General features: G+C 63.4%; 26 protein-coding genes. 15 read left to right on the plus strand and 11 right to left on the minus strand.

Going from position 1 to position 24,873, the window contains the following annotated elements:
* The first annotated feature begins 2 nt into the window (after nt 1-2).
* Complete coding sequence (locus ACJA3S_RS00325; protein WP_406820498.1) at nt 3-569, plus strand: cytochrome c oxidase assembly protein; 567 nt, start codon at nt 3-5, stop codon at nt 567-569.
* Between the two features lie 16 nt (nt 570-585).
* A complete protein-coding gene (locus ACJA3S_RS00330) occupies nt 586-1,473 on the plus strand; it encodes a cytochrome c oxidase subunit 3 (RefSeq protein WP_170027644.1) in 888 nt (295 codons plus the stop codon).
* A gap of 164 nt (nt 1,474-1,637) precedes the next feature.
* Here the strand turns inward: ACJA3S_RS00330 and ACJA3S_RS00335 are convergent, their stop codons facing one another.
* Complete coding sequence (locus tag ACJA3S_RS00335) at nt 1,638-1,841, minus strand: twin transmembrane helix small protein (protein WP_003258925.1); 204 nt, start codon at nt 1,839-1,841, stop codon at nt 1,638-1,640.
* Nucleotides 1,842-1,905: 64 nt separating this feature from the next.
* On the opposite strand from ACJA3S_RS00335, the gene ACJA3S_RS00340 reads away from it, so the two are divergent.
* From ACJA3S_RS00340 to ACJA3S_RS00360, 5 genes are read left to right on the plus strand one after another with little or no spacing between them, the layout of a single operon-like run.
* Nucleotides 1,906-2,643: an SURF1 family protein gene (locus ACJA3S_RS00340; protein ID WP_406820499.1), complete on the plus strand. Its 738-nt coding sequence runs from the start codon at nt 1,906-1,908 to the stop codon at nt 2,641-2,643.
* A complete protein-coding gene (locus tag ACJA3S_RS00345; RefSeq protein WP_406820500.1) occupies nt 2,612-3,193 on the plus strand; it encodes a hypothetical protein in 582 nt (193 codons plus the stop codon). Before ACJA3S_RS00340 ends, ACJA3S_RS00345 begins: the two co-directional genes overlap by 32 nt.
* A 9-nt stretch (nt 3,194-3,202) precedes the next feature.
* Nucleotides 3,203-4,276 carry a COX15/CtaA family protein gene (locus ACJA3S_RS00350; RefSeq protein WP_406820501.1) on the plus strand — a complete coding sequence of 358 codons (1,074 nt, stop codon included), beginning with the start codon at nt 3,203-3,205 and terminating at the stop codon, nt 4,274-4,276.
* A complete protein-coding gene (cyoE, locus tag ACJA3S_RS00355; protein WP_406820502.1) occupies nt 4,261-5,160 on the plus strand; it encodes a heme o synthase in 900 nt (299 codons plus the stop codon). The genes ACJA3S_RS00350 and cyoE overlap by 16 nt, the downstream gene beginning before the upstream one ends.
* On the plus strand, nt 5,157-5,789 hold the full coding sequence (locus ACJA3S_RS00360; RefSeq protein ID WP_406820503.1) for an SCO family protein: 633 nt from the start codon (nt 5,157-5,159) through the stop codon (nt 5,787-5,789). Before cyoE ends, ACJA3S_RS00360 begins: the two co-directional genes overlap by 4 nt.
* Nucleotides 5,790-5,911: 122 nt before the next feature.
* Here the strand turns inward: ACJA3S_RS00360 and ACJA3S_RS00365 are convergent, their stop codons facing one another.
* The 3 genes from ACJA3S_RS00365 to ACJA3S_RS00375 all read right to left on the minus strand — a co-directional run bounded on the left by ACJA3S_RS00365 (nt 5,912) and on the right by ACJA3S_RS00375 (nt 8,425).
* Nucleotides 5,912-6,682 carry a MetQ/NlpA family ABC transporter substrate-binding protein gene (locus tag ACJA3S_RS00365; protein WP_406820504.1) on the minus strand — a complete coding sequence of 257 codons (771 nt, stop codon included), beginning with the start codon at nt 6,680-6,682 and terminating at the stop codon, nt 5,912-5,914.
* A 64-nt stretch (nt 6,683-6,746) separates the two neighbouring features.
* Complete coding sequence (locus tag ACJA3S_RS00370; protein ID WP_406820505.1) at nt 6,747-7,418, minus strand: methionine ABC transporter permease; 672 nt, start codon at nt 7,416-7,418, stop codon at nt 6,747-6,749.
* Nucleotides 7,418-8,425 (minus strand): methionine ABC transporter ATP-binding protein, encoded by a 1,008-nt coding sequence (locus ACJA3S_RS00375; protein ID WP_406820506.1) that lies wholly within the window; start codon nt 8,423-8,425, stop codon nt 7,418-7,420. Before ACJA3S_RS00375 ends, ACJA3S_RS00370 begins: the two co-directional genes overlap by 1 nt.
* 224 nt (nt 8,426-8,649) lie before the next feature.
* Here ACJA3S_RS00375 and katE point away from each other — a divergent pair, with 224 nt between their 5' ends.
* On the plus strand, nt 8,650-10,785 hold the full coding sequence (gene katE / locus ACJA3S_RS00380) for a catalase HPII (RefSeq protein WP_406820507.1): 2,136 nt from the start codon (nt 8,650-8,652) through the stop codon (nt 10,783-10,785).
* Between the two features lie 109 nt (nt 10,786-10,894).
* Here the strand turns inward: katE and ACJA3S_RS00385 are convergent, their stop codons facing one another.
* The 4 genes from ACJA3S_RS00385 to zur form a co-directional block, all read right to left on the minus strand.
* Nucleotides 10,895-11,602, minus strand: coding sequence for a PA5502 family lipoprotein (locus ACJA3S_RS00385; RefSeq protein ID WP_406820508.1), 708 nt, complete (start codon nt 11,600-11,602; stop codon nt 10,895-10,897).
* Between the two features lie 128 nt (nt 11,603-11,730).
* Nucleotides 11,731-12,513, minus strand: a complete 783-nt coding sequence (znuB, locus tag ACJA3S_RS00390) for a zinc ABC transporter permease subunit ZnuB (protein ID WP_406820509.1) — start codon at nt 12,511-12,513, stop codon at nt 11,731-11,733.
* Entirely contained in the window at nt 12,506-13,282 is a 777-nt protein-coding gene (znuC, locus tag ACJA3S_RS00395) for a zinc ABC transporter ATP-binding protein ZnuC (protein WP_406820510.1), read from the minus strand. The genes znuB and znuC overlap by 8 nt, the downstream gene beginning before the upstream one ends.
* The gene (gene zur / locus ACJA3S_RS00400) at nt 13,279-13,764 is read right to left on the minus strand and encodes a zinc uptake transcriptional repressor Zur (RefSeq protein WP_170027671.1); all 486 of its coding nucleotides are present in this window, start codon (nt 13,762-13,764) and stop codon (nt 13,279-13,281) included. The genes znuC and zur overlap by 4 nt, the downstream gene beginning before the upstream one ends.
* A gap of 66 nt (nt 13,765-13,830) precedes the next feature.
* On the opposite strand from zur, the gene ACJA3S_RS00405 reads away from it, so the two are divergent.
* Nucleotides 13,831-14,739 (plus strand): zinc ABC transporter substrate-binding protein, encoded by a 909-nt coding sequence (locus ACJA3S_RS00405; RefSeq protein ID WP_406820511.1) that lies wholly within the window; start codon nt 13,831-13,833, stop codon nt 14,737-14,739.
* Nucleotides 14,740-14,788: 49 nt separating this feature from the next.
* Here the strand turns inward: ACJA3S_RS00405 and ACJA3S_RS00410 are convergent, their stop codons facing one another.
* Together ACJA3S_RS00410 and ACJA3S_RS00415 are read right to left on the minus strand one after the other, a co-directional pair.
* Nucleotides 14,789-15,739, minus strand: a complete 951-nt coding sequence (locus tag ACJA3S_RS00410; protein WP_406820512.1) for a homoserine kinase — start codon at nt 15,737-15,739, stop codon at nt 14,789-14,791.
* Nucleotides 15,740-15,808: 69 nt separating this feature from the next.
* A complete protein-coding gene (locus ACJA3S_RS00415; protein ID WP_170027677.1) occupies nt 15,809-16,096 on the minus strand; it encodes a DUF2782 domain-containing protein in 288 nt (95 codons plus the stop codon).
* A gap of 75 nt (nt 16,097-16,171) precedes the next feature.
* Between ACJA3S_RS00415 and polA the strand changes: the two genes are divergently transcribed.
* Nucleotides 16,172-18,919 (plus strand): DNA polymerase I, encoded by a 2,748-nt coding sequence (gene polA / locus ACJA3S_RS00420; RefSeq protein WP_406820513.1) that lies wholly within the window; start codon nt 16,172-16,174, stop codon nt 18,917-18,919.
* A 355-nt stretch (nt 18,920-19,274) separates the two neighbouring features.
* On the opposite strand, the gene yihA is transcribed toward polA, so the two are convergent.
* The gene (gene yihA / locus ACJA3S_RS00425) at nt 19,275-19,907 is read right to left on the minus strand and encodes a ribosome biogenesis GTP-binding protein YihA/YsxC (protein ID WP_406820514.1); all 633 of its coding nucleotides are present in this window, start codon (nt 19,905-19,907) and stop codon (nt 19,275-19,277) included.
* A 201-nt stretch (nt 19,908-20,108) separates the two neighbouring features.
* Here yihA and ACJA3S_RS00430 point away from each other — a divergent pair, with 201 nt between their 5' ends.
* The 5 genes from ACJA3S_RS00430 to ACJA3S_RS00450 all read left to right on the plus strand — a co-directional run bounded on the left by ACJA3S_RS00430 (nt 20,109) and on the right by ACJA3S_RS00450 (nt 24,802).
* A complete protein-coding gene (locus ACJA3S_RS00430) occupies nt 20,109-20,411 on the plus strand; it encodes a cytochrome c5 family protein (RefSeq protein WP_114167648.1) in 303 nt (100 codons plus the stop codon).
* Nucleotides 20,412-20,442: 31 nt separating this feature from the next.
* Nucleotides 20,443-21,060, plus strand: coding sequence for a cytochrome c (locus ACJA3S_RS00435; RefSeq protein ID WP_170027685.1), 618 nt, complete (start codon nt 20,443-20,445; stop codon nt 21,058-21,060).
* Between the two features lie 282 nt (nt 21,061-21,342).
* The gene (gene dsbA / locus ACJA3S_RS00440) at nt 21,343-21,975 is read left to right on the plus strand and encodes a thiol:disulfide interchange protein DsbA (RefSeq protein WP_170027687.1); all 633 of its coding nucleotides are present in this window, start codon (nt 21,343-21,345) and stop codon (nt 21,973-21,975) included.
* 13 nt (nt 21,976-21,988) lie between these two features.
* Complete coding sequence (locus tag ACJA3S_RS00445) at nt 21,989-22,843, plus strand: endonuclease/exonuclease/phosphatase family protein (protein ID WP_170027689.1); 855 nt, start codon at nt 21,989-21,991, stop codon at nt 22,841-22,843.
* A gap of 27 nt (nt 22,844-22,870) precedes the next feature.
* The gene (locus tag ACJA3S_RS00450) at nt 22,871-24,802 is read left to right on the plus strand and encodes a GGDEF domain-containing protein (protein WP_406820515.1); all 1,932 of its coding nucleotides are present in this window, start codon (nt 22,871-22,873) and stop codon (nt 24,800-24,802) included.
* Nucleotides 24,803-24,873 lie beyond the last annotated feature (71 nt).

Here is a 24,873-nt window from a genome sequence, read left to right on the forward strand (position 1 = left end):
CCATGAACGGCCTTTCGCTCAGACGCCTGGTGCTGCGCCTGCTGATGCTGACGGTGGTGATGTTCGCCTTCGGCTTCGCCCTGGTGCCGATCTACGACGTGATGTGCAAGGCCTTCGGCATCAATGGCAAGACCGGCGGGCAGTATGAAGGCAGCCAGCTTGCCGACCCGACGCGTTCGGTGCGGGTGCAGTTCATGTCGACCAATGCCAGCGACATGGTCTGGGACTTCTACTCCACGGCTGATCAGCTGGAGGTCAACCCGGGCGCGGTGAACCAGATGATTTTCGTCGCCCACAACCCGACCGACCGGCCAATGAGTGCCCAGGCCATCCCTAGCATCACCCCGGCCGAGGCCGCAGCGTACTTCCACAAGACCGAGTGCTTCTGCTTTACCCAGCAGGTGCTGCAACCCGGCGAACGCATCGAGATGCCAGTGCGCTTCATCGTCGACCGCGACCTGCCGGCCAGCGTGAAGCACCTGACATTGGCCTACACCTTGTTCGACATCACCGCTCGCCACCCGCCGGTCGCGCACGTTGCGGCCCAGGACGTCCAGGGCGCCCGTTAAGGGAAGGAGAACAGCAATGGCAAGTCACCAGCACTACTACGTCCCGGCGCAGAGCAAATGGCCGATCATCGCCACCATCGGCATGTTCATCACGGTGTTCGGCCTGGGTACCTGGTTCAACGACATGAAGGCCGGCCACCCCGAGTCGCACGGGCCGCTGATCTTCTTCGTTGGTGCATTGTTCCTGGCCTACATGCTGTTTGGCTGGTTCGGCTCGGTGGTGCGGGAGAGCCGCGCGGGGCTGTACAGCCCACAGCTGGACCGTTCGTTCCGCTGGGGCATGAGCTGGTTCATCTTTTCCGAGGTGATGTTCTTCCTGGCGTTCTTCGGTGCGCTGTTCTACGTGCGCGTGCTGGCCGGGCCGTGGTTGGGGGGTGAAGGGGCCAAAGGGGTGGCGCACATGCTATGGCCGTCCTTCGAGTTCACCTGGCCGCTGCTGCACACGCCGGACCCGAAACTGTTCCCGCCGCCCAAGGAGGTGATCGACCCGTGGCACCTGCCGCTGATCAACACCATCCTGCTGGTGAGCTCCAGCGTGACCATCACCATTGCCCACCATGCGCTGCGCCGTGACCACCGCGGTGCGCTGAAATTGTGGATGGCGCTGACCATCGTCCTGGGGGCCAGCTTCATTGCGCTGCAGGCCTACGAGTACCACGAGGCCTACACCAAGCTGGGGCTGACGCTGGGCTCGGGGATCTATGGCGCGACGTTCTTCATGCTGACCGGTTTCCACGGGGCCCACGTGACACTTGGCACGATCATCCTGATCGTGATGTTCCTGCGCATCCTGCGCGGGCACTTCAACCCGGACAAACACTTTGGTTTCGAGGCCGCCAGCTGGTACTGGCACTTCGTCGACGTGGTCTGGGTGGGGCTGTTCATCTTTGTGTACGTGCTTTGAAAGACGGTGCGGTCCCTGTAGGAGCGGCCTTGCGTCGCGATGGGCCGCGTAGCGGCCCCAATCCTGCGACCGCCGATACCTCTGACAGGCCGCATTGGCTGCCTTTGGGGCCGCTACGCGGCCCATCGCGACGCAAGGCCGCTCCAACAAGGCGTCTCGTAGGATCAGAAGGGGGCGTGAGAAACCAGCTGGCCACTGATGAAGCCCCAGGCGACCAGGCCGATGGTCAGGGCTGCCAGGGTCACCCGCACGGTCAGCGCCTTCAACAAGCGGGTCGAGTTTTCGTCGTCCTTGACCAGAAACACCAGCCCACTGAACAGGCTGGCAATCGTGGCCAACAGCATCAGGACAATCGCGGCCTTGAGCATGGCGATACTCCGGGGGGGATGCGGTGATGTGGACAAGTATAGTGAGCGACCTGGCGAGGCACCGATGAGGCCGTTTCGCCCGGGCTGGGTACCCACCCTGGTAGTGCTTGCGCTACTGCCGGGGCTGATCGCGCTGGGTTGCTGGCAGCTCGGTCGCGCCACGGAAAAGCGCCTGCTGCTGGCAACTTATGCCGAGCGCCGGGCCGAGGCGCCCCTGGCCATGGCCCAGCTGAACGCGAACCAGGACAACGCCTTCCGCCGCGTGCACCTGTATGGCCGCTTCGATGGCGAACACAGCCTTTTGCTCGACAACCGCCTGCGCGATGGCCGCGCTGGTGTCGAGTTGTTGCAACCCTTCCATGACCAGGCCAGCGGCCTGTGGCTGCTGGTCAACCGCGGCTGGTTGCCATGGCCGGATCGCCGCGTGCCGGTGCTCTTCGATACGCCAGCCCAGGCGCTGGCGCTGGATGCTGCGGTGTATGTCGCGCCCGGCAGCACGTTCCAGTTGCACCCCGACCCGGCAGAGGGCCAATGGCCGCACTTGCTGACCGCTGTCGATGCCGCACAGCTATGGCAGCAACTCGACCGCGAGGGCTTCGCCCATGAACTGCGCCTGGAACCCGGCCCGGCAGCCTATCGCCTGGACTGGCCAGTTGTCGCCATGGGCCCGGAAAAACACCTGGGGTACGCCGTGCAGTGGTTCGCCCTCGCGGCTGCGCTGGTGCTGCTCTACCTCTACTTCGGCTGGCACCACAACAAGGAGAAACGCCATGGCCACCGCCACTCCACTGGACGTGCCTGAACGCAGCAAACCCAGAGCCCGTGGGCGTTTGCAGCTGATCCTGATCCTTCTGGTGGTGCTCGGGCCGATGATCCTCGCCACCAGCATGTACAAGCTCAAGTTCTGGGTACCGGAGGGTCGCAGCTACCACGGCGTGATGATTGGCAACGGTGAGAGCCGTGCCGATCTTGGCGTGGCGGGCCAGGACGAGCGCTGGCAGCTGTTGGTGAGTGCCCCCGCAGCCTGTGCCGACGATTGCCAGCGCCTGGTGTACCTGGCCCGGCAGATCCAGGTGGGCCTGGGCCGCGATGCCAGCCGTGCCAGCCATGCGCTGGCCAGCGCGCAGCCGCTGAGCGCCGACTACCAGGCGCTGCTTGGCCGCGAGTACCCGCAGTTGCAGCGTTACCCACTGGATGCGCAACGCTACCTGCAGAAGGTCGGCGAGGCCGGCCCGCAACTGTGGATCATCGACCCGCACGGCAACCTGGTGCTGCGCTACGACGCCAAGGTCAACGGCAAGCATGTGCTGGACGACCTGCGCCACCTGCTCAAGCTGTCCAATATTGGCTAGGAGCCTGCCATGGCCAGACCCGGATTCCGCCTTGCTGTGTTCGCCACCTTGCTGGCGCTGCTGGTCGTCCTGCTCGGTGCCTATACCCGCCTGACTCACGCCGGCCTCGGTTGCCCCGACTGGCCAGGCTGCTATGGCTTCATCAGCGTGCCCAAGAGCGAAGCGCAGCTGGCCCATGCCGAGCTGCATTTCCCCGATCACCCGGTGGAAGCTGCCAAGGGTTGGGCCGAGATGGTACATCGCTACTTCGCCGGTACGCTGGCGCTGGTAATCGCCCTGCTCGCGTTCCAGGCGGTGCGCCGTCATGCCCGCGATGGCCAGCCTTATCGTCTGCCCTTGCTGTTGCTGGGCGTGGTGCTGGCCCAGGCCGCTTTCGGCATGTGGACCGTTACCCTGCAACTCTGGCCGCAAGTGGTAACTGCCCACCTGTTGGGCGGCTTCACCACGCTGAGCTTGCTGTTCCTGTTATCCCTGCGTCTATCCCGGGCGTTTGCGCCTTTGCCAAAATTGCCGCTGAGTCTTCGCCGGGTCGCTGCGCTGGCGTTGCTGGTAGTGATTGGCCAGGTCGCCCTTGGCGGTTGGGTCAGCTCCAATTACGCCGCCGTGGCCTGCATCGACCTGCCGACCTGTCACGGTGAGTGGTGGCCGGCAGCCGACTTCAGCAATGGTTTCCACCTGACTCAGCAGGTCGGCCCGAATTATCTGGGCGGCCAGCTCGACAGCGATGCTCGTACCGCTATCCACATCAGCCACCGCCTGGGAGCGCTGGCAGTGACGCTTGTGCTGTTGCTGCTCAGCTGGAAGCTCCACCGCAACCAGCTCAATGGCCTGGCGCGCCTGGTGTTGCTGGCGTTGGCGCTACAGGTGAGCCTGGGCCTGGCCAATGTGGTGCTGCACCTGCCACTGGCCGTCGCCGTGGCTCACAACGCAGGCGGGGCGCTGCTGCTGCTGACCATGGTTTTCCTGAACTACCGCATCCGGGTGGCTGACCAAATTCATATCAGCCATGGCTGGCGCCTGACGCCGATGGCCGGCGCGGGCGTCGCCCCACACCCGAGGAATGCACTGTGGCGACGCTTCTGAAAGCACAGGGACAACGTGCCGGCTGGCGCGACTACCTGGAACTGACCAAGCCCAAGGTGGTGGTGCTGATGCTGATCACCTCGCTGGTGGGCATGTTGCTCGCCACCCGTGCCGGGGTGGCCTGGCAGGTGCTGGTGTTCGGCAACCTGGGCATCGGCTTGTGCGCGGGCGGGGCGGCGGTGGTCAATCACGTCGTGGACCGGCGTATCGATGCGCTGATGGCGCGCACCCACAAGCGCCCTCTGGCCCAAGGGCGCGTCGAGCCGCTGCCGGCGCTGCTGTTTGCCTTGGGCCTGGCGCTGGCGGGGATGGCCTTGTTGCTGGTGTTCACCAATCCCCTCACGGCCTGGCTGACCCTGGCTTCGCTGGTAGGTTATGCAGTGATCTACACCGGCTTTCTCAAGCGTGCCACGCCACAGAACATCGTCATCGGCGGCCTGGCCGGGGCCGCCCCGCCGCTGCTTGGCTGGGTCGCGGTAACCGGGCACGTCAGTGCCGAACCGCTGTTGCTGGTGCTGATCATCTTTGCCTGGACGCCACCGCATTTCTGGGCCCTGGCCATTCACCGCAAAGCGGAATACGCCAAGGCCGACATCCCGATGCTGCCGGTGACCCACGGCGAGCGCTACACCAAGCTGCATATCCTGTTGTACACCCTGGTGCTGCTGGCGATCACCCTGCTGCCCTATGTCATCCACATGAGTGGCCCGCTGTACCTGGCCTGTGCCGTCCTGCTGGGTGCGCGCTTCCTGCAATGGGCCTGGGTGTTGTACCGTGGCAGCCGGCCGCACGCGGCGATCGGCACCTTCAAGTACTCTATCGGCTACCTGTTCGCGCTGTTCATCGCGTTGCTCGTTGACCATTACCTGTCGTTGAACCTATGACCCGAACCCAGAAAACCGTCTTCATCCTCGTTGCCCTGGTCGCGCTGATCATGGGCCTGACCGTCAACAAGGTGCTCAATGGCCGCAGCCAACCCAATCCGGCCGAGCTGATCGATGCTGGCATCATCCTGCTACCGCAGAGCCGTGCCGTGGCCGACGTCACCATGACCAACCAGGATGGCCAGCCGGTGCGCCTGGATGACCTGAAAGGCAAATGGTCGCTGCTGTTCTTTGGCTACACGTATTGCCCGGATATCTGCCCGACCACCCTGGCACAGCTGCGCCAGGTCAAGAGCGAGCTGCCCAAGGAGGCGGTCGATCGGCTGCAGGTGGTGCTGGTGAGCGTGGACCCGAACCGTGACACACCGACCCAGCTGAAACAGTACCTGGGTTATTTCGACAAGGACTTCGTCGGCGTGGCGGGGTCGATCGAGGATACCCAGAAGCTGGCCAATGCCTTGAGCATTCCGTTCATTCCGGCGGATACCAGCAAGCCGGGCTATACCGTGGACCACAGCGGCAACCTGGCGGTTGTGGGGCCGGACGGGCGCCAGCGCGGGTTCATTCGGGCGCCGTTCAACAACCAGAAGCTGGTAGCGCAGTTGCCGGGGCTGGTGAAGCGGGACTGAGTGGGTCCCCTGAAAAGCTTCGCGGGCACGCCCGCTCCCACAGAGATATCACAAGGCCTGGGGCTAGCGATGTACCTGTGGGAGCGGGCGTGCCCGCGAAGAATCCAGCGCGATAGTTCGGATCAGAACGCCGGAACCACAGCGCCCTTGTACTTCTCGTTGATGAACTGCTTGACCTCAGGCGAGTGCAGCGCCGCGGCCAGCTTCTTCATCGCTTCCGAGTCCTTGTTGTCCGGGCGGGCGACCAGGATGTTCACGTATGGCGAATCGCTGCCTTCGATCACCAGCGCGTCTTTTTCCGGGTTCAGCTTGGCTTCCAGCGCATAGTTGGTGTTGATCAGGGCAGCATCGACCTGGGTCAGCACGCGGGGGATGGTGGCTGCTTCCAGCTCACGGAATTTCAGGCCTTTCGGGTTCTCGGCAACATCCTTCACGGTGGACAGGATGTTGTTGTTGTCCTTGAGCTTGATCACGCCGGCCTTGTCCAGCAACAGCAGGGCGCGGCCACCGTTGGTAGCGTCGTTGGGGATGACCACGGTGGCGCCGGAGGACAGCTGGTCCAGCTTCTTGATCTTGGCCGAGTACACGCCCAGTGGCTCGATGTGCACGCCAGTCACGCTTACCAGCTGGGTGCCCTTGGCCTTGTTGAACTCATCCAGGTACGGCTGGTGCTGGAAGAAGTTGGCATCCAGGCGCTTTTCCGCCACTTGCACGTTCGGTTGGATGTAGTCGGTGAATTCCTTGACCTTCAGCTCCACGCCCTCCTTCGCCAGCGCAGGTTTGACGAAGTTGAGGATTTCGGCGTGTGGCACCGGGGTGGCGGCGACGGTCAGGGACTCGGCGTGGGCCGAGAAGGCCGCGACAGCGGCGACAACAGCAAGCAGCTTCTTCATTGAGCACTCCTTGTGAGGGCCGCGACGGCCCCCGAACGGGTCGACCGCGCCGACCCCATTGGGGTTATTTACGGGAAAAATGCACGACCAGTTTGTCGCCGATCATTTGCAGCACCTGGACCAGGATCACCAGCAGCACCACCGTGACGATCATCACGTCGGTCTGGAAGCGTTGGTAGCCGAAGCGGATCGACAGGTCGCCCAAGCCACCGGCACCGACCACGCCAGCCATGGCGGTGTAGGACACCAGGGTGATGGCAGTCACGGTGATGGCGGCAATGATGCCCGGCATGGCCTCTGGCAGCATGGCCTTGAAGATGATCTGGCGGGTGGTGGCGCCCATCGACTGGGTGGCCTCGATGATACCGCGGTCGACCTCGCGCAGAGCGGTTTCCACCAGGCGCGCGAAGAACGGCGTGGTGCCCACCACCAACGGCGGTATGGCGCCTGCGACACCCAGCGAGGTGCCGGTGATCAGCACCGTGAGCGGGATCATCACGATCAGCAGGATGATGAACGGCACCGAGCGCACGATGTTCACGAGAGTCGCCAGCACCGCATAGAACTTGGTGTGCTCGAACATCTGCCGCGGGCTGAACAGGAACAGCACCACGCCCAAGGGCAGCCCCAGCAGCACGATGAACACCAGCGAGGTGAACATCATGACCAGAGTGTCATTGGTCGCCTGCCAGATCTCGACCCAGTCGACGTTGGCGAAGTAGTTCAGGATATCCATCAACGCAGTACCTCCATATGTACGTCAGCTGCGGTGAAGCGGGCGAACGCCGCCTCCATGTCGCCACCCATCAGGGCGAGGGTCAGCTGGCCATAGGGAATGTCCTTGATGCGGTCGATACGGCCGGCAAGGATGCTGTAGTCCACACCCGTCTCGCGGGCCACGGTGCCCAGCAGCGGCGCATAGGTGGCGTCGCCCTGGAAGGTCAGGCGCACGATGCGCCCCGGCACGTGGGCGAAGTCGTCGCGTTGCTCGTTCTCATCGACCTGCTCGTCTTCCTGGACAAAGCGCTTGGTGGTGGGGTGCTGCGGGTGCAGGAACACCTCGGCCACCGGGCCCTGCTCGACGATCTGGCCGGCATCCATCACCGCCACGCGGTCGCAGACCCGGCGGATCACGTCCATCTCGTGGGTGATCAGCACGATGGTCAGCTTCAGCTCACGGTTGATCTCGGCCAGCAATTGCAGGACCGAGGCCGTGGTTTGTGGATCAAGGGCGCTGGTGGCCTCGTCGCACAGCAGGATCTTCGGGTTGGTGGACAAGGCGCGGGCGATGCCGACGCGCTGCTTCTGGCCGCCGGACAACTGCGCCGGATATTTCCTGGCGTGGTCGGAAAGGCCGACCCGGGCCAGCAGCTCGGTGACACGCTTGTCGATCTCGCTGCGCGACAGTTCGCCGGCCAGGGTCAGCGGCAGGCCGACGTTGTCGGCGACGGTCTTGGAAGCCAGCAGGTTGAAGTGCTGGAAAATCATCCCGACCTGCTGGCGGAAGCCGCGCAACTGGCTGGCGTTGAACGCGGTGACATCTTCGCCGTCGACGATGATCTTGCCGCCGGAAGGTTCTTCCAGGCGGTTGATCAGGCGCAGCATGGTGCTCTTGCCGGCGCCGGAATGGCCGATCAGGCCGAACACCTGGCCATTCTCGATGGTCAGGGTGGTCGGATTCAGTGCGGGAATTTCCCTACCGGCAACGCGGTAGGTCTTGTGTACCTGTTGGAACTCGATCACGTAGCGAACCTTGTGGGGCGCATGGAAATTGGGGTCAGCGGTTGGCTGGGGTCGCGCATTTTAGCCTTTTCCAATAGCTGTTCTTAGCATTTATTTCGCATTGCACCAATCCTTCGGGCATATCGCGACAACCGGTAAAGTCAATTGAACGCAACCAAGCGGCCTTCAGTCACTACTTGAACATGCCCTGAAGGGCGGCCTGAAGACGGATGAGGAGAGCCACGATGCCCAGCAAGAAGACGGATTCGCCAAGACACAGCCAGCTCGCCGGCACCGACACGCCTGACCGTGCCAATACCAATGCCAAGCTGCAAAGCCTGGAAGACGTGCGCAGCGACGCCACCGGCCAGGCGCTGCGTACCAACCAGGGCGTGCGCATCGCCGACAACCAGAACACCCTCAAGGCCGGCGACCGTGGCCCCTCGCTGCTTGAAGACTTCATCATGCGCGAGAAGATCACCCACTTCGACCACGAGCGTATTCCGGAGCGCATCGTGCATGCCCGGGGCACTGGGGCGCATGGCTATTTCCAGAGCTATGGCGACCACGCAGCGCTGACCAAGGCAGGTTTTTTGCGCGATCCGGCAAAAATCACCCCCGTTTTCGTGCGCTTTTCCACGGTACAAGGCCCGCGCGGGTCGGCCGACACGGTGCGTGACGTGCGCGGTTTTGCAGTCAAGTTCTACACCGATGAAGGCAATTTTGACTTGGTAGGCAACAACATGCCGGTGTTCTTCATCCAGGATGCGATCAAGTTCCCGGATTTCGTCCACGCTGTGAAGCCGGAGCCGCACAACGAGATCCCTACCGGTGCCTCTGCCCACGACACTTTCTGGGATTTTGTCTCGCTGGTACCGGAGTCGGCCCATATGGTGATGTGGGCAATGTCGGACCGCGCGATCCCGCGCAGCCTGCGGATGATGGAAGGGTTCGGCGTGCACACCTTCCGCCTGGTCAACGACCAGGGCGTGGCCAGCTTCGTCAAGTTCCACTGGAAACCGCGTCAGGGCGTGCATTCGTTACTGTGGGACGAAGCGCAGAAGCTGGCCGGGAAAGACCCCGACTTCCAGCGCCGTGACCTGTGGGAAGCCATCGAGACGGGTGATTACCCGGAGTGGGAGCTGGGTGTGCAGATCGTGCCGGAAGCCGACGAGCACAAGTTCGACTTCGACTTGCTGGACCCGACCAAGATCATCCCGGAAGAGCTGGTCCCGGTTACGCCGCTGGGCAAGATGGTGCTGAACCGCAACCCGGACAACTTCTTTGCCGAAGTGGAACAGGTGGCGTTCTGCCCAGGCCATATCGTGCCTGGCATCGACTTCAGCAATGACCCGCTGCTTCAGGGCCGGCTGTTCTCCTACACCGACACCCAGCTTAGCCGCCTGGGCGGACCGAACTTCCACCAGATCCCGATCAACCGCCCGGTCGCCCCCAACCACAACAACCAACGCGATGCCCTGCATCAGCATGTGGTACACAAAGGGCGCGCCTCCTACGAGCCGAACTCCATCGATGGCGGCTGGCCGAAAGAAACCCCGCCGGCGGCGCAGGATGGCGGTTTCGAGAGCTACCAGGAGCGCATCGATGCATACAAGATCCGCCAGCGCAGCGAATCGTTCGGCGACCATTTTTCCCAGGCGCGGCTGTTCTTCCAGAGCATGAGCCCGACCGAGCAGCAGCACATCATCAAGGCCTACAGCTTCGAACTGGGCAAGGTCGAGCGTGAGGCGATCCGGGCGCGGGAAGTGAACGAAATCCTGGCCAACATCGACCTCAAGCTGGCGGCGGCGGTGGCGGCAAACCTCGGCCTGCCCGCACCAACGGCGGGTACCGTGCAGGTGAAGGGCAGCCAGTTGGCCCAGTCGCCTGCCCTGAGCCAGCTGAATCACCCGGGTGTGGTCGGTATCAAGGGGCGCAAGGTCGCAGTGCTGGTGGCGGATGGCGTGGACGCCGGCAGTGTCGACCGGCTGGTGAAGGCGCTGGAGGCGCACAGTGCCCGGCCGCTGCTGTTGGGGCCGACTTCAGCGCCGGTGAAAGCGGCGGATGGCACGCAGTTGCCGGTTGCTGCTTCCATGGAGGGCATGCCATCGATCATGTTCGACGGGATTGTCGTGCCGAGTGGCAAGGCCTCGACCGACGCGCTGGCGGCCAGCGGGCTGGCCAAGCATTTCCTGCTCGAGGGTTACAAGCATCTGAAGGCCATGGTGCTCACCAGAGAGTTGTCTGGCAGCCTGGGCCTCAAGGAAGACAAGGGCTTGCTGCTGGGGGATGACCAGAGCGCGGTGGATGCCTTCGTCAAAGCGGTTGAAGGGCATCGGGTGTGGGAGCGAGAGGCGGCTGCGGAGGCGGTACCGGCCTGAGGGGCTGCTGTGCAGCCCATTGCGACACAAGGCCGCTTCTACAGAGGATCGCATTGCCCTGTAGGAGCGGCCTCGTGTCGCGAAAGGGGGCGAAGCGCCCCCCCGCTTTTCAGCGCTGGCGTGGCACCAGCACGACCTGCGCCGGCAGCGCGCGCTGGATCTCATGCTTCTGCTTCAGCTCGAACCCGCTGTCGATCTTGCGTACGCGCTTCTCCAGCAGGGTTTTCAGCCAAGGCCCATCCTCGGTACGCGGCACCTGGAACACCACCTCGCACTGATAGCTGACCACGTCGGCGGCAATGTCATCCAGTTGGCGGCGCATGGCGCGGCTGTCGGTAGTTTTCAAGGCCACCACGGTGCTGGGCGCCGTCGGGTCGATGATGCGCGCCTTGGGCTTGGCTTCGGCGGCTTTCAACGCTGCCTCGGCTTTCTCCAGCTCGGCTTTGCGGGCCTGGGTCACGGCATCGCCACCGGTCACTGCCGGGGCCTGCGGCATCAACGCACGGGCGCGAGCCAGGGCGGTAGCCGCAGCATTTACATCGCCTTGTTGCAGGAACACCTGGCTGCGCTGCAGGTAGGCCTCGGCCAACTGGCGCTGGTATTGCTCCAGGCGCGCGTCAGCCGGCGACTGGGCCTGCAGAGCGGCCAGCTGGTCTTCGGCGGTTGCCAGCTCGTTGCTGGCGATGTTCTGTTGCAACTGCTGCCAGGCATCGGCTTGGGCAGGTACGGCGGCCTGTTCGACCGGCGCGCTGGAACAGGCAGCCAGGAACAGGGAAAACGCGGCAACAAGCAGATAACGGGAGGCGAACGGCTTCATTCCTGCGACTCTCTATTTGCGCAAAAAGCGAGCAAGTCTACACCCAGGTGCGCACGCTCGAAAACAAGTCTTACAGACCCTTTACGTGCGAAAAGGTTGCAGGGCGCGCCTTCACGCGCCCTGTTTTTTCAGCGTTTGGGCAGGGCCAGGCTCAGCAAGAATAGCACCGCCGCGCACACCACGATCGACGGGCCGGCGGGGGTGTCCTTGAACCAGGACATGGCCAGGCCGCCGCATACCGCAGTCACGCCTAGCAGGCTGGCGCCCAGGGCCATCTGCTCGGGAGAGCGGGCGTGGCGCTGTGCCGCAGCGGCGGGGATGATCAGCAGCGAGGTGATCAGCAGCACGCCGACGATCTTCATGGCCACGGCAATCACCACCGCGATCAGCAGCATCAGTGCCATGCGCAGGCCGGCTACGGGCAGGCCTTCGACCATGGCCAGTTCTTCGTGCACGGTAATGGCCAACAGCGGCCGCCACAGCATGCCGAGCAGCAGCAGGACCAGCACGCTGCCGCCGAGGATCCAGGCCAGGTCGGTGGTGCTGATGGCCAGCAGGTCGCCGAACAGGTAGGCCATCAGGTCGATACGCACGTCATGCATGAAACTCAGCACCACAAGGCCCAGCGACAAGGTGCTGGGGGCGAGGATGCCGAGCAGGGTGTCGGAGGCCAGCGGTTGGCGCTGCTGCAAGGTGACCAGCAGGATCGCCAGCAGCAGGCAGCCTACGGTTACTGCCAGCGCCGGGCTGACGTCCAGGGCAAAGCCGAGGGCTACACCGAGCAGGGCGGCGTGGGACAGGGTGTCGCCAAAATAGGCCATGCGCCGCCACACCACGAAGGAGCCCAGCGGGCCGGCCACCAGCGCCAGGGATAAACCGGCAAGCAGGGCGTAAAGAAGAAAATCAGCCATGCTTGCAGTGCGCTCCGTGAACATGGGTACCAGGGGCGACCACCGAGCCGTGCAGGTCGTGGCTGTGGTCGTGATGGTGATGATAGATGGCCAGGCTGGGTGCGGCGGCCTGGCCGAACAGCTCGACAAATGCCGGGTCGCCGCTGACTTGCTCGGGGTGGCCTGAGCAGCATACGTGGCGGTTCAGGCACACCACCTGGTCGGTGGCGCTCATGACCAGGTGCAGGTCGTGGGAAACCATCAGCACGCCACAGCCGTGGCGGTCGCGCAGGCGGGTAATGAGGTTGTACAGCTCGGCCTGGCCGACCACGTCGACGCCCTGCACCGGTTCGTCGAGCACCAGTAGCTGGGGTTCGCGCAGCAGGGCACGGGCCAGCAGCACGCGTTGCATCTCGCCACCGGAAATGGTCTGGATCGGGCTGTCGATAACCTGCTCGGCGCCCACTTCCTGCAGTGCCGACAAGGCTGCCGCGCGGTCTACTCCGGGCACCAGGCGCAGGAAGCGCAGCACCGACAGCGGCAGCGTGGCATCTACCTGGATCTTTTGCGGCATGTAGCCAATGCGCAGCTTCGGCTTGCGCCATACCTTGCCGTGGTGCGGCTTGAGCAGGCCGAGCACGGCGCGCACCAGGGTGGTCTTGCCCGCGCCGTTCGGGCCGATCAGGGTAACGATCTGGCCGGGTGCAACCGCCAGGTCAATGCTGTCGAGCACCGCCTCGCCGCCGAAGGTGACACCGACCTGCTCCAGGCGGATCAGTGCATCGCTCATGCCGCGCTCCGGCAGTTGCTGCACAGGCCGACCACCTCCACGGTCTGGCTCTCGACCGTGAAGCCTACGCCCTTGGCGCTGTTGATGATGGCTTGGCTGATGCTGTCCTGTTCCAGTTCGATGGCTACATGGCAGGCCTTGCAGATCAGGAACTGGCCCTGATGCACATGCTCTGGGTGGCTGCAGCCAATGAAGGCGTTGAGCGAGGCGATGCGGTGTACCAGGCCGTTCTCCAGCAGGAAATCCAGCGCGCGATACACCGTGGGTGGCGCAGCGCGGCGGCCATCCTGCTCGCTGAGCACGGCGAGGATGTCGTAGGCACCCAGCGGTTTGTGGCTTTGCCACACCAGTTCCAGTACCCGGCGGCGCAGCGCGGTCAGGCGCAGGCCCTGGCGCGTGCACAAGGCGTCGGCTTCAGCCAGTGCGCTATGTACGCAGTGGGAATGGTCGTGAGGACGGTTGGCCAGCGGGGTGATGGACATGGGCAGCGACGGTTCTTTGTGGAGACGTTATTATGTTACCTGTTTCTGACGACTCGAGTACTCACCGTGTCCCGATTCCTAGCTCTGTTTGTCGCTTTTATCGCATTTTCCGCCCAAGCCGACGTACGCGTGCTGACCACTATCAAACCCCTGCAGCAGATTGCCGCTGCCGTGCAGGATGGTGTCGGCAGCCCCGAGGTCTTGCTGCCGCCGGGCGCATCACCGCACCATTATGCGTTGCGACCGTCCGATGTACGGCGGGTGGCGGACGCCGATCTGCTGTACTGGATCGGCCCGGACATGGAAAACTTTCTGCCGCGGGTACTGGGCAATCGCAGCAAGCCGACGGTCGCCGTGCAGTCGCTGCCAGGCCTGAAATTGCGCCACTTTGGCGAGGACAGCCAGTCCCATGAAGAGGAAGACCATGACGACCATGACCACGATCACCGTCCAGGCAGCCTGGACGCGCACCTGTGGCTATCATCGGTCAATGCACGGGTAATCGCCGCGAAGATGGCCGCCGACCTGGCCCAGGTCGACCCGGCCAATGCGGCGCGCTACCAGAGCAACCTGAAGGCCTTCGAGGAACGCCTGGACGCATTGGACGGGCGGATCAAGGCGCGGGTGGCCGGTATTGCCGGCAAGCCGTACTTCGTGTTCCACGAAGCGTTCGATTATTTCGAAGCCGAGTACGGCCTGAAACATACCGGCGTGTTCACCGTGGCAGCCGAGGTGCAGCCCGGCGCGCAGCATGTGGCCGCCATGCGCAAGCGCCTGCAGGAAGTGGGCAAGACCTGTGTATTCAGCGAGCCGCCGTTGCGGCCGCGCCTGGCCGAGACGCTGACTGCCGGCCTGCCGGTGCGGCTGGCCGAGCTGGACGCCCTGGGCGGTAGCGACCCGGTGGATGGCCGGGGCTATGAGCGCTTGCTGGAAAAGCTGGGTGGCGACCTGGCCGGGTGCCTGGAACAGCTGTAAGCCTGTTCCGGCTTCTTCGCGGGCTTGCCCGCGAAGAAGCAGACGCGGTCTAGAGGGCGAACGGCAGGTGCAAGGCCACCTGCTGGCGCTGCGCCAGGCGCACTTCGAACTCGCTCGGGTCGTGGATCATCACGTCCATTCCGGCAAACGACTCTGCGGCGATCAGGCGCGATAGCCAGAAGCGGACGCACCCTACCCGCAACATTTCCGGCCACAGCTCGGCCTCGGCAGCGGTAAATGGTCGCAACGCCGCGTAAGCGGCCAGCAACGCCTGGGCACGCGGTACATCCACAGCGCCGTGCTCATCCAGGCACCAGTCATTCACGGTAATGGCGATGTCATACAGCATCGGCCCGGAACACGCATTGTAGAAGTCGATTACACCGGTCAGGTGGGTACCTTCGAACATCACGTTGTCGCGGAACAGGTCGGCGTGCAGATTGGCCCGTGGCAGGGCCAGGATCTGCGCCTTGTGCGCGCGGATTTCATCCAGCGCTGGTTGCAGCAGCGCGGCTTGCTCGGTGGTCAGGCGCGGCAGCAGCTCGGCACCGGAAGCCAGCATCCAGTCCAGGCCGCGGTCGGTACGGCGCTCGATGATGTGCTCGCGGGTGGCCAAGTGAATGTGCGCCAGCAATTCGCCAACTTGGGCACAGTGCTGGGCGTTCGGCGCCTTGATGTGCTTGCCCGACAGCCGTGGCTGCAGCAATGCCGGCTTGCCACACAGTTCACGCAGGCCGTTGCCGTCGCGGTCCCGTATTGCATAGGGCACTGGCATGTCGGCGGCGTGCAGGGTGTCGAGCAGCTCGATGAAGAACGGCATGTCCTCGCTGGGCCCGCGCTCGATCAGCGTCAGGACGAACTCCCCCTGTTCGAGGCTGACGAAGAAATTGCTGTTCTCGGTGCCGGCGGCAATGCCCTGGAAGTCGAGCAGACGGCCCAGCTCGTACGGTGCCAGAAAGGTTTCCAGCTCAGGCCGGGTCACGGGGGTGAAGACTGACATGATGAAAAGTTGCCCATACGGGCACTTCCGCCGGGAAGTGCCAGGTTGATGTGAACGGTGCGCGTCAGATTACCACTCGAAGATCTTCCAGGACGGAATCAGCATGTCCGGCTGGTCGGATCGAATGAAATTGCCATCAGAGCCATCGGCGCGTACCAGGAAATAAGGCTTGCCGTGTTTCGGCGTGATCTTGATCGCATACAGGAATCCGTTCTGCCGGTATTCCTGGATGGTTTTGTCGCCTTCCGTGCGAATGGTCACCTCGGGATCGGCCGAGGGGGCGTCGTCCGCCGCCAGGGTGACGACAGGCATGGTTGCCAACAGACCGAGCAGTAACAGGCGATTGAGTGTACGCATGATAACCTTGTCCCTTTGTCGTCAATGATTCTGGCTATTCTAGCGCCGGACCCGTCGAAAAGGTTGATTCTGCTCATGAGCCAAGCGCCCCTCGTCCTGGTGGACGGTTCCTCCTACCTGTACCGCGCCTTCCATGCGCTGCCGCCGTTGACCACCTCCAAGGGCATGCCGACCGGCGCGGTGAAGGGGGTGCTGAACATGCTCAAGAGCCTGCGCAAGCAATACCCCGACAGCCTCTTTGCGGTGGTGTTCGACGCCAAGGGCGGCACCTTCCGCGATGCCATGTTTGCCGAGTACAAGGCCAACCGCCCGAGCATGCCGGACGACCTGCGCCTGCAGATCGAGCCGCTGCACGCCAGCGTCAAGGCGCTGGGCTACCCGCTGCTGTGCGTCGAGGGTGTCGAGGCCGACGACGTGATCGGCACCCTGGCGCGCAGCAGTGCCGCCCTTGGCCGGCCGGTGATCATCTCGACCGGTGACAAGGACATGGCGCAGCTGGTGGACGGGCACATTACCTTGGTCAACACCATGACCGGAAGCGTGCTGGACGTTGCTGGCGTGCACGAGAAATTTGGCGTCGGCCCGGAACATATCATCGACTTCCTGGCCCTGATGGGCGACAAGGTCGACAACATCCCTGGCGTGCCGGGTGTCGGCGAAAAAACTGCAGTGGGCCTGCTGACCGGCATCGGCGGCGGCCTCAGCGACCTCTATGCCAACCTGGACAAGGTCCCGACGCTGCCCATTCGCGGCGCCAAGACCCTGCCGGCCAAGCTCGAAGAGCACCGCGACGCGGCGTTCCTGTCGTATGAGCTGGCCACCATCAAGGTTGATGTGCCGCTGGAAATCGAGGTCGACGCCCTGGTATGCGGGGAGCCGGATCGCGAAGCGCTGCTGGCGTTGTACACTGAAATGGAGTTCAAGAGCTGGGTCGCCGAAGTGCAGCGCGACGCGGCGAAGGCCGGTGATGACATCGCGCCGATCGCCGAACCTGTGGCCAAGGTCGAGCCCCGGTACGAAACCATTCTTGACCCGGCCCGTTTCCAAGTCTGGCTGGAGAAGCTGCGCCAGGCACCGCTGTTCGCGTTCGACACCGAGACCACCAGCCTGGATGCCCAGCAGGCGCAGCTGGTTGGCCTGTCGTTCGCCGTCGAGCCGCATGAAGCGGCCTACGTGCCGCTGGCCCATGATTATGAGGGTGCGCCAGCGCAGTTGGACCGTGACAGCGTGCTGCAGGCACTCAAGCCGTTGCTCGAAGACCCGGCCAAGGCCAAGGTCGGGCAGAACGCCAAATACGATATCAACATCCTCGCCAATGGCACGCCGGCCATCGAAATGCGCGGCGTAGCCTATGACACCATGCTCGAGTCGTATGTGTTGAACTCCACGGCCACCCGGCATGACATGGATAGCCTGGCGCAGAAGTACCTCGACCACACCACCATTGCCTTCGAGGACATCGCCGGCAAGGGCGCCAAGCAGCTGACCTTCAACCAGATCCACCTGGACAAGGCCGGCCCCTACGCCGCCGAAGATGCCGACATCACCCTGCGCCTGCACCACGCGTTGCAGGCGCGCCTGGCGCAGACACCGAGCGTGCAGCCGGTACTGATGGACATCGAGATGCCGCTGGTGCCGGTGCTGGCCAAGATCGAGCGCCAGGGGGCGCTGGTCGACGCTGCGTTGCTGCGGGTGCAGAGCGGCGAGCTGGGGGTGAAGATGGCCGAGCTGGAGCAGCGCGCCTATGAGCTGGCGGGTGAGGAATTCAACCTCGGCTCGCCCAAGCAGTTGGGCGCGATCCTCTATGACAAGCTGGGCATGCCAGTGCTGAGCAAGACCACCAAGGGCCAGCCATCCACTGCAGAAGCGGTGCTCGACGAACTGGCCGAGCAAGGCTATCCGCTGCCCGAGGTATTGATGCAGTACCGCAGCCTGAGCAAGCTCAAGAGCACCTACACGGACAAGCTGCCAGGGCAGATCAACCCACGCACCGGGCGTATCCACACCTCCTATCAGCAGGCGGTGGCGGCTACTGGCCGGTTGTCCTCGAGCGACCCGAACCTGCAGAACATCCCGATTCGTACGGCCGAAGGGCGGCGCATCCGCCAGGCCTTCGTCGCCAGCCCGGGCTACAAGTTGCTGGCGGCCGACTACTCGCAGATCGAGCTGCGCATCATGGCCCACCTGGCCAAGGACGAAGGCTTGCTGCATGCCTTCCGCAACAACCTGGACGTGCACCGTGCCACAGCGGCGGAAGTGTTCGGCGTGGCCCTGGAAGACGTCACCAACGACCAGCGCCGCAGCGCCAAGGCCATCAACTTCGGCCTGATCTATGGCATGAGCGCGTTTGGCCTGGCCAAGCAGATCGGTGTCGATCGCAAGCAGTCGCAGGACTATATCGACCGCTATTTCACTCGCTACCCTGGCGTATTGGCCTACATGGAGCGCACCCGTGCCCAGGCTGCCGCGCAAGGCTTTGTCGAAACCCTGTTTGGCCGGCGCCTGTACCTGCCGGACATCAATGCCAAGAACCCGGCCTTGCGCAAAGGCGCCGAGCGCACCGCGATCAACGCGCCGATGCAGGGCACCGCCGCCGACATCATCAAGCGTGCCATGGTCAATGTGGATAACTGGCTGAGCGAAAGCGGGCTGGATGCCCGGGTCATCCTCCAGGTCCACGACGAACTGGTGCTGGAGGTACGCGAAGACCTGGTAGACCAGGTCAAAGATGAAATTCGCCAGCACATGAGCCAGGCGGCGCAGCTGGATGTGCCGTTGCTGGTTGAAGCAGGAATTGGCGCGAATTGGGACGAAGCTCACTGATCGAGCAGGTAAAGCTGTGTAGGATCTGCGACGTAGGGACGCGGATCCTGGCACCGCCCAGTGCCATGGGTACTGACGCTTCATGAAACTATCGCAAATAGTTTCCAGGGCTTCGGAACTAAACCGGTGAAGCGGAACTCAGAGTATCTGAATGGCTGGTGAAGCCTTTCGATGCTCCTATGTTGTGTTAAGTGTTGGCAGATATCTGGACCCCGCCCTAGCGGTCCGGACTTGGACCCCGAACTTCCCCCTCCCCATACGAAGTCCGGGGTTTTTTTTGCCCGGAATTCCTTGGCGATGCGGTCTTTGTGTAGGCGCGGCCTTGTGTCGCGCCTACACAAAGACGCGCAGGCCTTCAGGCCACTGGCTTGTCTTCCAGCTCCATCCAGCCCGCCAGCACCCGGTAGGCCTCTTCCACGCCCAGGCGCTTGGGTGCCGAGAACAGCTGGATGGTCACGCCATCGCCCCAGCCCTTGCGGATTTCCGATTGCACCTTGAGCAGGGTGTTCTTGCCTGCGCCGTGGGTCAGCTTGTCGGCCTTGGTCAGCAGGATGTGCATTGGCATGCTGCTGGCCTTGGCCCAGTCGAGCATCATCTTGTCGAAGTCGGTCATCGGGTGGCGTACGTCCATCATCAGGATGACGCCACGCAGGCATTCCCGGCTGCCGAGGTAGGCTTCCAGGTGTTTCTGCCAATGTTGCTTCAGCGGAATCGGCACTTTTGCATAACCGTAGCCCGGCAGGTCGACCAAACGCCGTTCATCGTCCAGACTGAAGAAATTCAACAGCTGGGTGCGCCCGGGGGTTTTCGAGGTACGCGCCAGGCTGGCATGAGTCAGGGTGTTGAGGGCGCTGGATTTGCCGGCGTTGGAGCGGCCGGCGAAAGCCACCTCGTAACCCAGGTCGTCCGGGCATTGTTCGACCTTGGCAGCGCTGAGGGCGAATGTGGCTTTCTGGCAGAGGCCGAGGATGGGGTTCTTGACTTGCATGGGATATCCGATGTGGGTGTTGCCTGACTCTGTAGGCCCGAGCCTGGCAAGCGGTGTCGTTTCCGTTTGGATGGCGGAAGTATATAATGCCCCAGTTTTTGTGTGCTCATTCTCCCGGCAAAGGGGAACGAGCATGGGGTGTCGAACAATAGCTCGCGCAACAGAACGCAGCGCGGCCCCCAACCCTGAAGGTCGTTCCGCATGGCGAAATGGCTGCTTGCTGTCGGTATGTTCCTGCCGTTTTTCAGCGCACAGGCTACACAGGATCCCGAGGTGTTGTACAACCGCACGTGTGCGGCCTGTCACACCGGGCAGTTGCCACAGGCACCCAGGCAGGGTGATCGGGCAGCATGGGAGCCAAGGCTGGCGCAAGGCATGGAGGTACTGGTGAAGCACGTGACCCAGGGTTTCAAGGCTATGCCGCCGCGTGGATTGTGCATGGACTGCAGTGCCGAGGACTACCGTTTGGTCATCCTTTGGATGAGTGGCAGTCCCGATACATAACATTTCACCCTTAGCCGTGTTGGATTAGCTGATGAACAAACTAGTCGTGAGTCTGCTGTTGACCCTGGGTGTCGCAGGTGCGGCCACTGCTGCGCAACCTATCAAAGGCGATGCCGCCGCCGGCCAGGCCAAGACCGCCGTCTGTGGCGCCTGCCACAACCCCGACGGCAACAGCCTGGCACCGAACTTCCCGAAACTGGCCGGCCAAGGCCAGCGCTACCTCGAAAAGCAGTTGCACGATATCAAGTCGGGCAAGCGCACCGTGCTGGAAATGACCGGTATGCTGGCCAATTTCAATGACCAGGACCTGGCTGATATCGCCGCCTACTTCTCCAGCCAGAAAGGCAGCGTCGGCGCTGCCGATCCCAAGCTCGTCGAGCGTGGCCGTGCGCTGTTCAACGGCGGCGACCTGGAGAAAGGCATGCCAGCCTGCACCGGTTGCCACTCACCCAATGGCGCCGGCATCGCCTTGGCCGGTTTCCCGCACCTGGGCGGCCAGCACGCACAGTATGTGACCAAGCAGCTCACCGATTTCCGCGAAGGCAACCGCACCAATGATGGCGATGCCATGACCATGCGCACCATTGCCGGCAAGCTGAGCAACCACGATATCGAGGCGTTGGCCAGCTACATCCAGGGGCTGCACTGAGGCCTTCAACAGCCGGCAATGGCCCTGTCGCTGGCAAGCCTGCTGCCACAGGTACTCCATCGCCTGAGGTCGATGCGGTCGAGCTGGGAGCTGGCTTGCCGGCGATAGGGCCATTACAGGCGACGCATTAACTTTCAGTTAATGTTGTATGCCAATGATGAAAGGGCGGCCGGACCGCCCTTTTTTCAGTCCGCAGCCGTTACACTACAGAACTCGAGCCCTTCCCGGCCTGTCACAGTGCAGGTCGCGTCGGGGCGACCCAAGACTGCTCAGGAGTAAAGCATGCGTAAACTGATTCTCAGCGCTGCGCTGGTCGCCGCCAGCGTATTCGGTATGACTGCCGTCCAGGCCGCGGAGCCAGTGGCTGGCAAGGAATACATCGAGCTGAGCAACCCTGTTCCGGTTTCCGTGCCTGGCAAGATCGAAGTCGTCGAGCTGTTCTGGTACGGCTGCCCACACTGCTACCACTTCGAGCCTACCATCAACCCTTGGGTTGAAAAGCTGCCCAAGGACGTCAACTTCAAGCGCGTACCGGCCATGTTCGGTGGCCCATGGGATGCACACGGCCAGATGTTCCTGACCCTCGAGGCCATGGGCGTCGAGCACAAGGTACACGCGGCGGTGTTCGATGCCATTCAGAACCAGCACAAGCGCCTGACCGACAAGAATGACATGGCCGAATTCCTCGCCACCCAAGGCGTGGACAAGGACAAGTTCCTTGCCACCTACGACTCGTTCGCCATCAAGGGCCAGGTCAACCAGGCCAAGGAACTGGCGAAGAAGTACGAAATCACCGGCGTACCAAGCATGGTGGTCAACGGCAAGTACCGCTTCGACCTGGGTACCGCTGGCGGGCCGGAAGGTGTGCTGAATGTTGCCGACCAGCTGATCGACAAGGAGCGCGCCGCTAAGTAGGCGGCGCAGCCCCATGCCCCGCTTCAGGTCCACGCGTGGCATTGGCCTGCACCAGCCGCAGGTCAACGAGCATCACCTGCAGGCCCCTGGCCTGCCTGAGGATGGTCGCCTGCGGCTGCTCAGTTTCAACATTCAGGTGGGTATCAGCACCGAGCGTTATCGGCATTACCTCACCCGCAGCTGGCAGCACCTGCTGCCGCACAACGGGCGTGCCGGCAACCTGCAGAAGATCGGCAAACTGCTGGGTGACTTCGACTTGGTGGCCTTGCAGGAGGCCGATGGTGGCAGCCTGCGTTCGGGCTACGTCAACCAGGTCGAACACCTTGCCCACCTGGGTGCTTTCCCCTACTGGTACCAGCAGCTCAACCGCAACCTCGGGCGTTTTGCCCAGCACAGCAATGGGGTGCTCAGCCGCATCAAGCCACACGTGCTGGAAGATCATCCGTTACCCGGCCCGGCTGGGCGCGGAGCGATCCTGGTGCGTTTCGGCGAGGGTGACGATGCCCTGATCGTGGTCATGATGCACCTGGCCCTTGGCGCCAAGACCCGTGCGCTGCAGCTGGGCTACATTCGCGAGCTGATTGGCGGCTACCGTCACCAGGTGTTGATGGGCGACATGAACACCCATGCTACCGACCTGCTGGAGCACTCGCCGCTGCGCGACCTGGGCCTGATTGCCCCGCAAGTCGAGGCCACCTTCCCGAGCTGGCGGCCACAGCGTTGCCTGGACCACATCCTGCTCAGCCCAAGCCTCACGCTGGAGCGTGTCGAGGTGCTGGCTCAGCCAATTTCTGATCACCTTCCTGTTGCCGTCGAGATTCGATTGCCTGATGCATTGACTGTGGATACGCTGCCGGTCCCAAGCTAATTGCCATCACCGTTTGCGGACCCGGGCATGACTGAAGACGCTGAGCGCTGGAAAGAAAAATACCTTAAGAGCATCGAGCAGCAGGAACGGCTCGAGCGCCGTTGGGAGGCCCGTCTCGACTTGCTGCGCCGCGGCCTGGTCCGCAGCACGCTGGCTGCCGAAGGCAGTGACAAGGTGGTGGACCAGTGCATGAAGGAAATGCGCGAGGTCATCCGCAGCGACAACATGGACGCTGGCCTCGCCGGCCTGATTCCGCGCCTGGAGAAAGCGGTGCTGGATTCCGAGCAGCGCCGGGAAACCCGCATGAACCAGGTCGGCGACGCGTTGACCGCCCTGGTTGGCCAACTGCAAGGCCTGCCGCTGCCGAACGAAGTCTCGCGGCCGTTGAAAAAACTGGCGAAGAAGCTCGAAGGCGGCGTCGCCCAGTCACGCGATCTGCCGCCGCTGCTGGGTGAACTGAGCGGCTTGCAGGGCCGCGCGCTGTCAGCCTTGGGCAAGCGTGGGGAAGAGGCCCGGCCGGGTTTGTTGCAGCGCCTGTTCGGCAGCCGTGAAGAAGACACCCCAGGCGTGCCGACGCCTGTAGCGGTGGCGCTGCCTGCTGAAACGACGCAGCCCCAGGCGTTTGATGCCGTGCAGGCCGACGATGTGGATGCGTTGCAGCCGCTACCAGCTCCTCAAGCCATTGTTGACGAAGTACCCGTGGCCGCGGAGGCCGAGCTGGAAGTGCCTGGCCCGGCGTTGATCGAAACGGCCGAACTATCGCCAGCCCCGTTGCCGCCGCCAGCTGCGCACGACGAACCCCTACCGCCAGCCTCCGGTGGCGAGCCGCTGGCTGAAGCAGAGCCGCCACAAATACCTGAGGAAACCCCGGGCGAAGACGGCACCTATGCCCTGCCGGATGCGGTCGAGCCGCCCTACAGCCAGGTGGCTGCGCATATCGAGCAGACCCTGCTCGGCCTGCTCGATGATCTCAGCCTGCCCGAGCGGCACAAGGCCCAGGCGCTGGAGATGCGTGAACGGGTTGCCCGCGGCTTGAACTGGTATGAGCTGATCCCGGTGCTGGATGACCTGGCCGTGCTGATGCTGGCGATCACCGACAGCGGCCAGCATGAATTCGAAACCTACCTGCAGCAGCTCAATGAGCGCCTGGAAGGTTTCCAGAGCCACCTGCACGAGGCCAGTGTTGGCCATGCCGATAACAGTTCTGCTGCCCGCGAGCTGGATAACCAGCTGCGCGAGCACGTCGACGGGCTGCAAAGCAGCGTGCAAGGTGCTGCCGATGTGGACAGCCTCAAGCACATCCTGGACAACCGCCTGGAAGGCTTGCTGGTAACCATGGACCAGCACAAGCATGAGCGCGATCGCCGCGAGCAGGAGCTGGCAGGCCGCCTGCAAGGGTTGTCGGAGCGGGTGGCGAACATGGAGCAAGAGGCGCTCGGCTATCGCGAGCACCTGGAAGAACAGCGGCAGAAAGCCTTGCTCGACCCGCTTACCGGCCTGCCCAACCGTGCGGCATGGAGCGAGCGGGTCGAGCGCGAAATGATCGAGTGGCAGGATAAGGGTGGCCACCTGACGATGGCGATCCTCGACCTTGACCATTTCAAACGCATCAACGACAGCTACGGGCACCTGGCAGGGGACAAGGTATTGAAAATCGTCGCCGACCAGTTGCGTAAACGCTTGAACGGTCGCGGGTTCATCGCCCGGTTTGGTGGCGAAGAGTTTGTCCTGTTGCTGCCGCAGACCTCGCTGGCAGCGGCTGCCGAGGTGGCCGAGGCACTGCGCGCCGCGGTCGAGGCGTGCCCGTTCCACTTCAAGGGCGAGCGGGTGGTGATCACCACGTCCATCGGCTTGAGTGCGTTCCGTTCCGGCGAGCGTGGCGACCAGGTGCTCAAGCGCGCCGATGCGGCGCTGTACCGGGCCAAGGACCTGGGCCGCAATCGCGTCGAGCAGGCCTAATGGGTTGCTGCTGAATCGCGGCACGCACGGTACCGGGGAGCACGTTATACTGTAGCGCTCACACGCTGAGG

The sequence above is a fragment of the Pseudomonas sp. KnCO4 genome, assembly GCF_045344305.1.
Lineage (GTDB): Bacteria > Pseudomonadota > Gammaproteobacteria > Pseudomonadales > Pseudomonadaceae > Aquipseudomonas > Aquipseudomonas anuradhapurensis.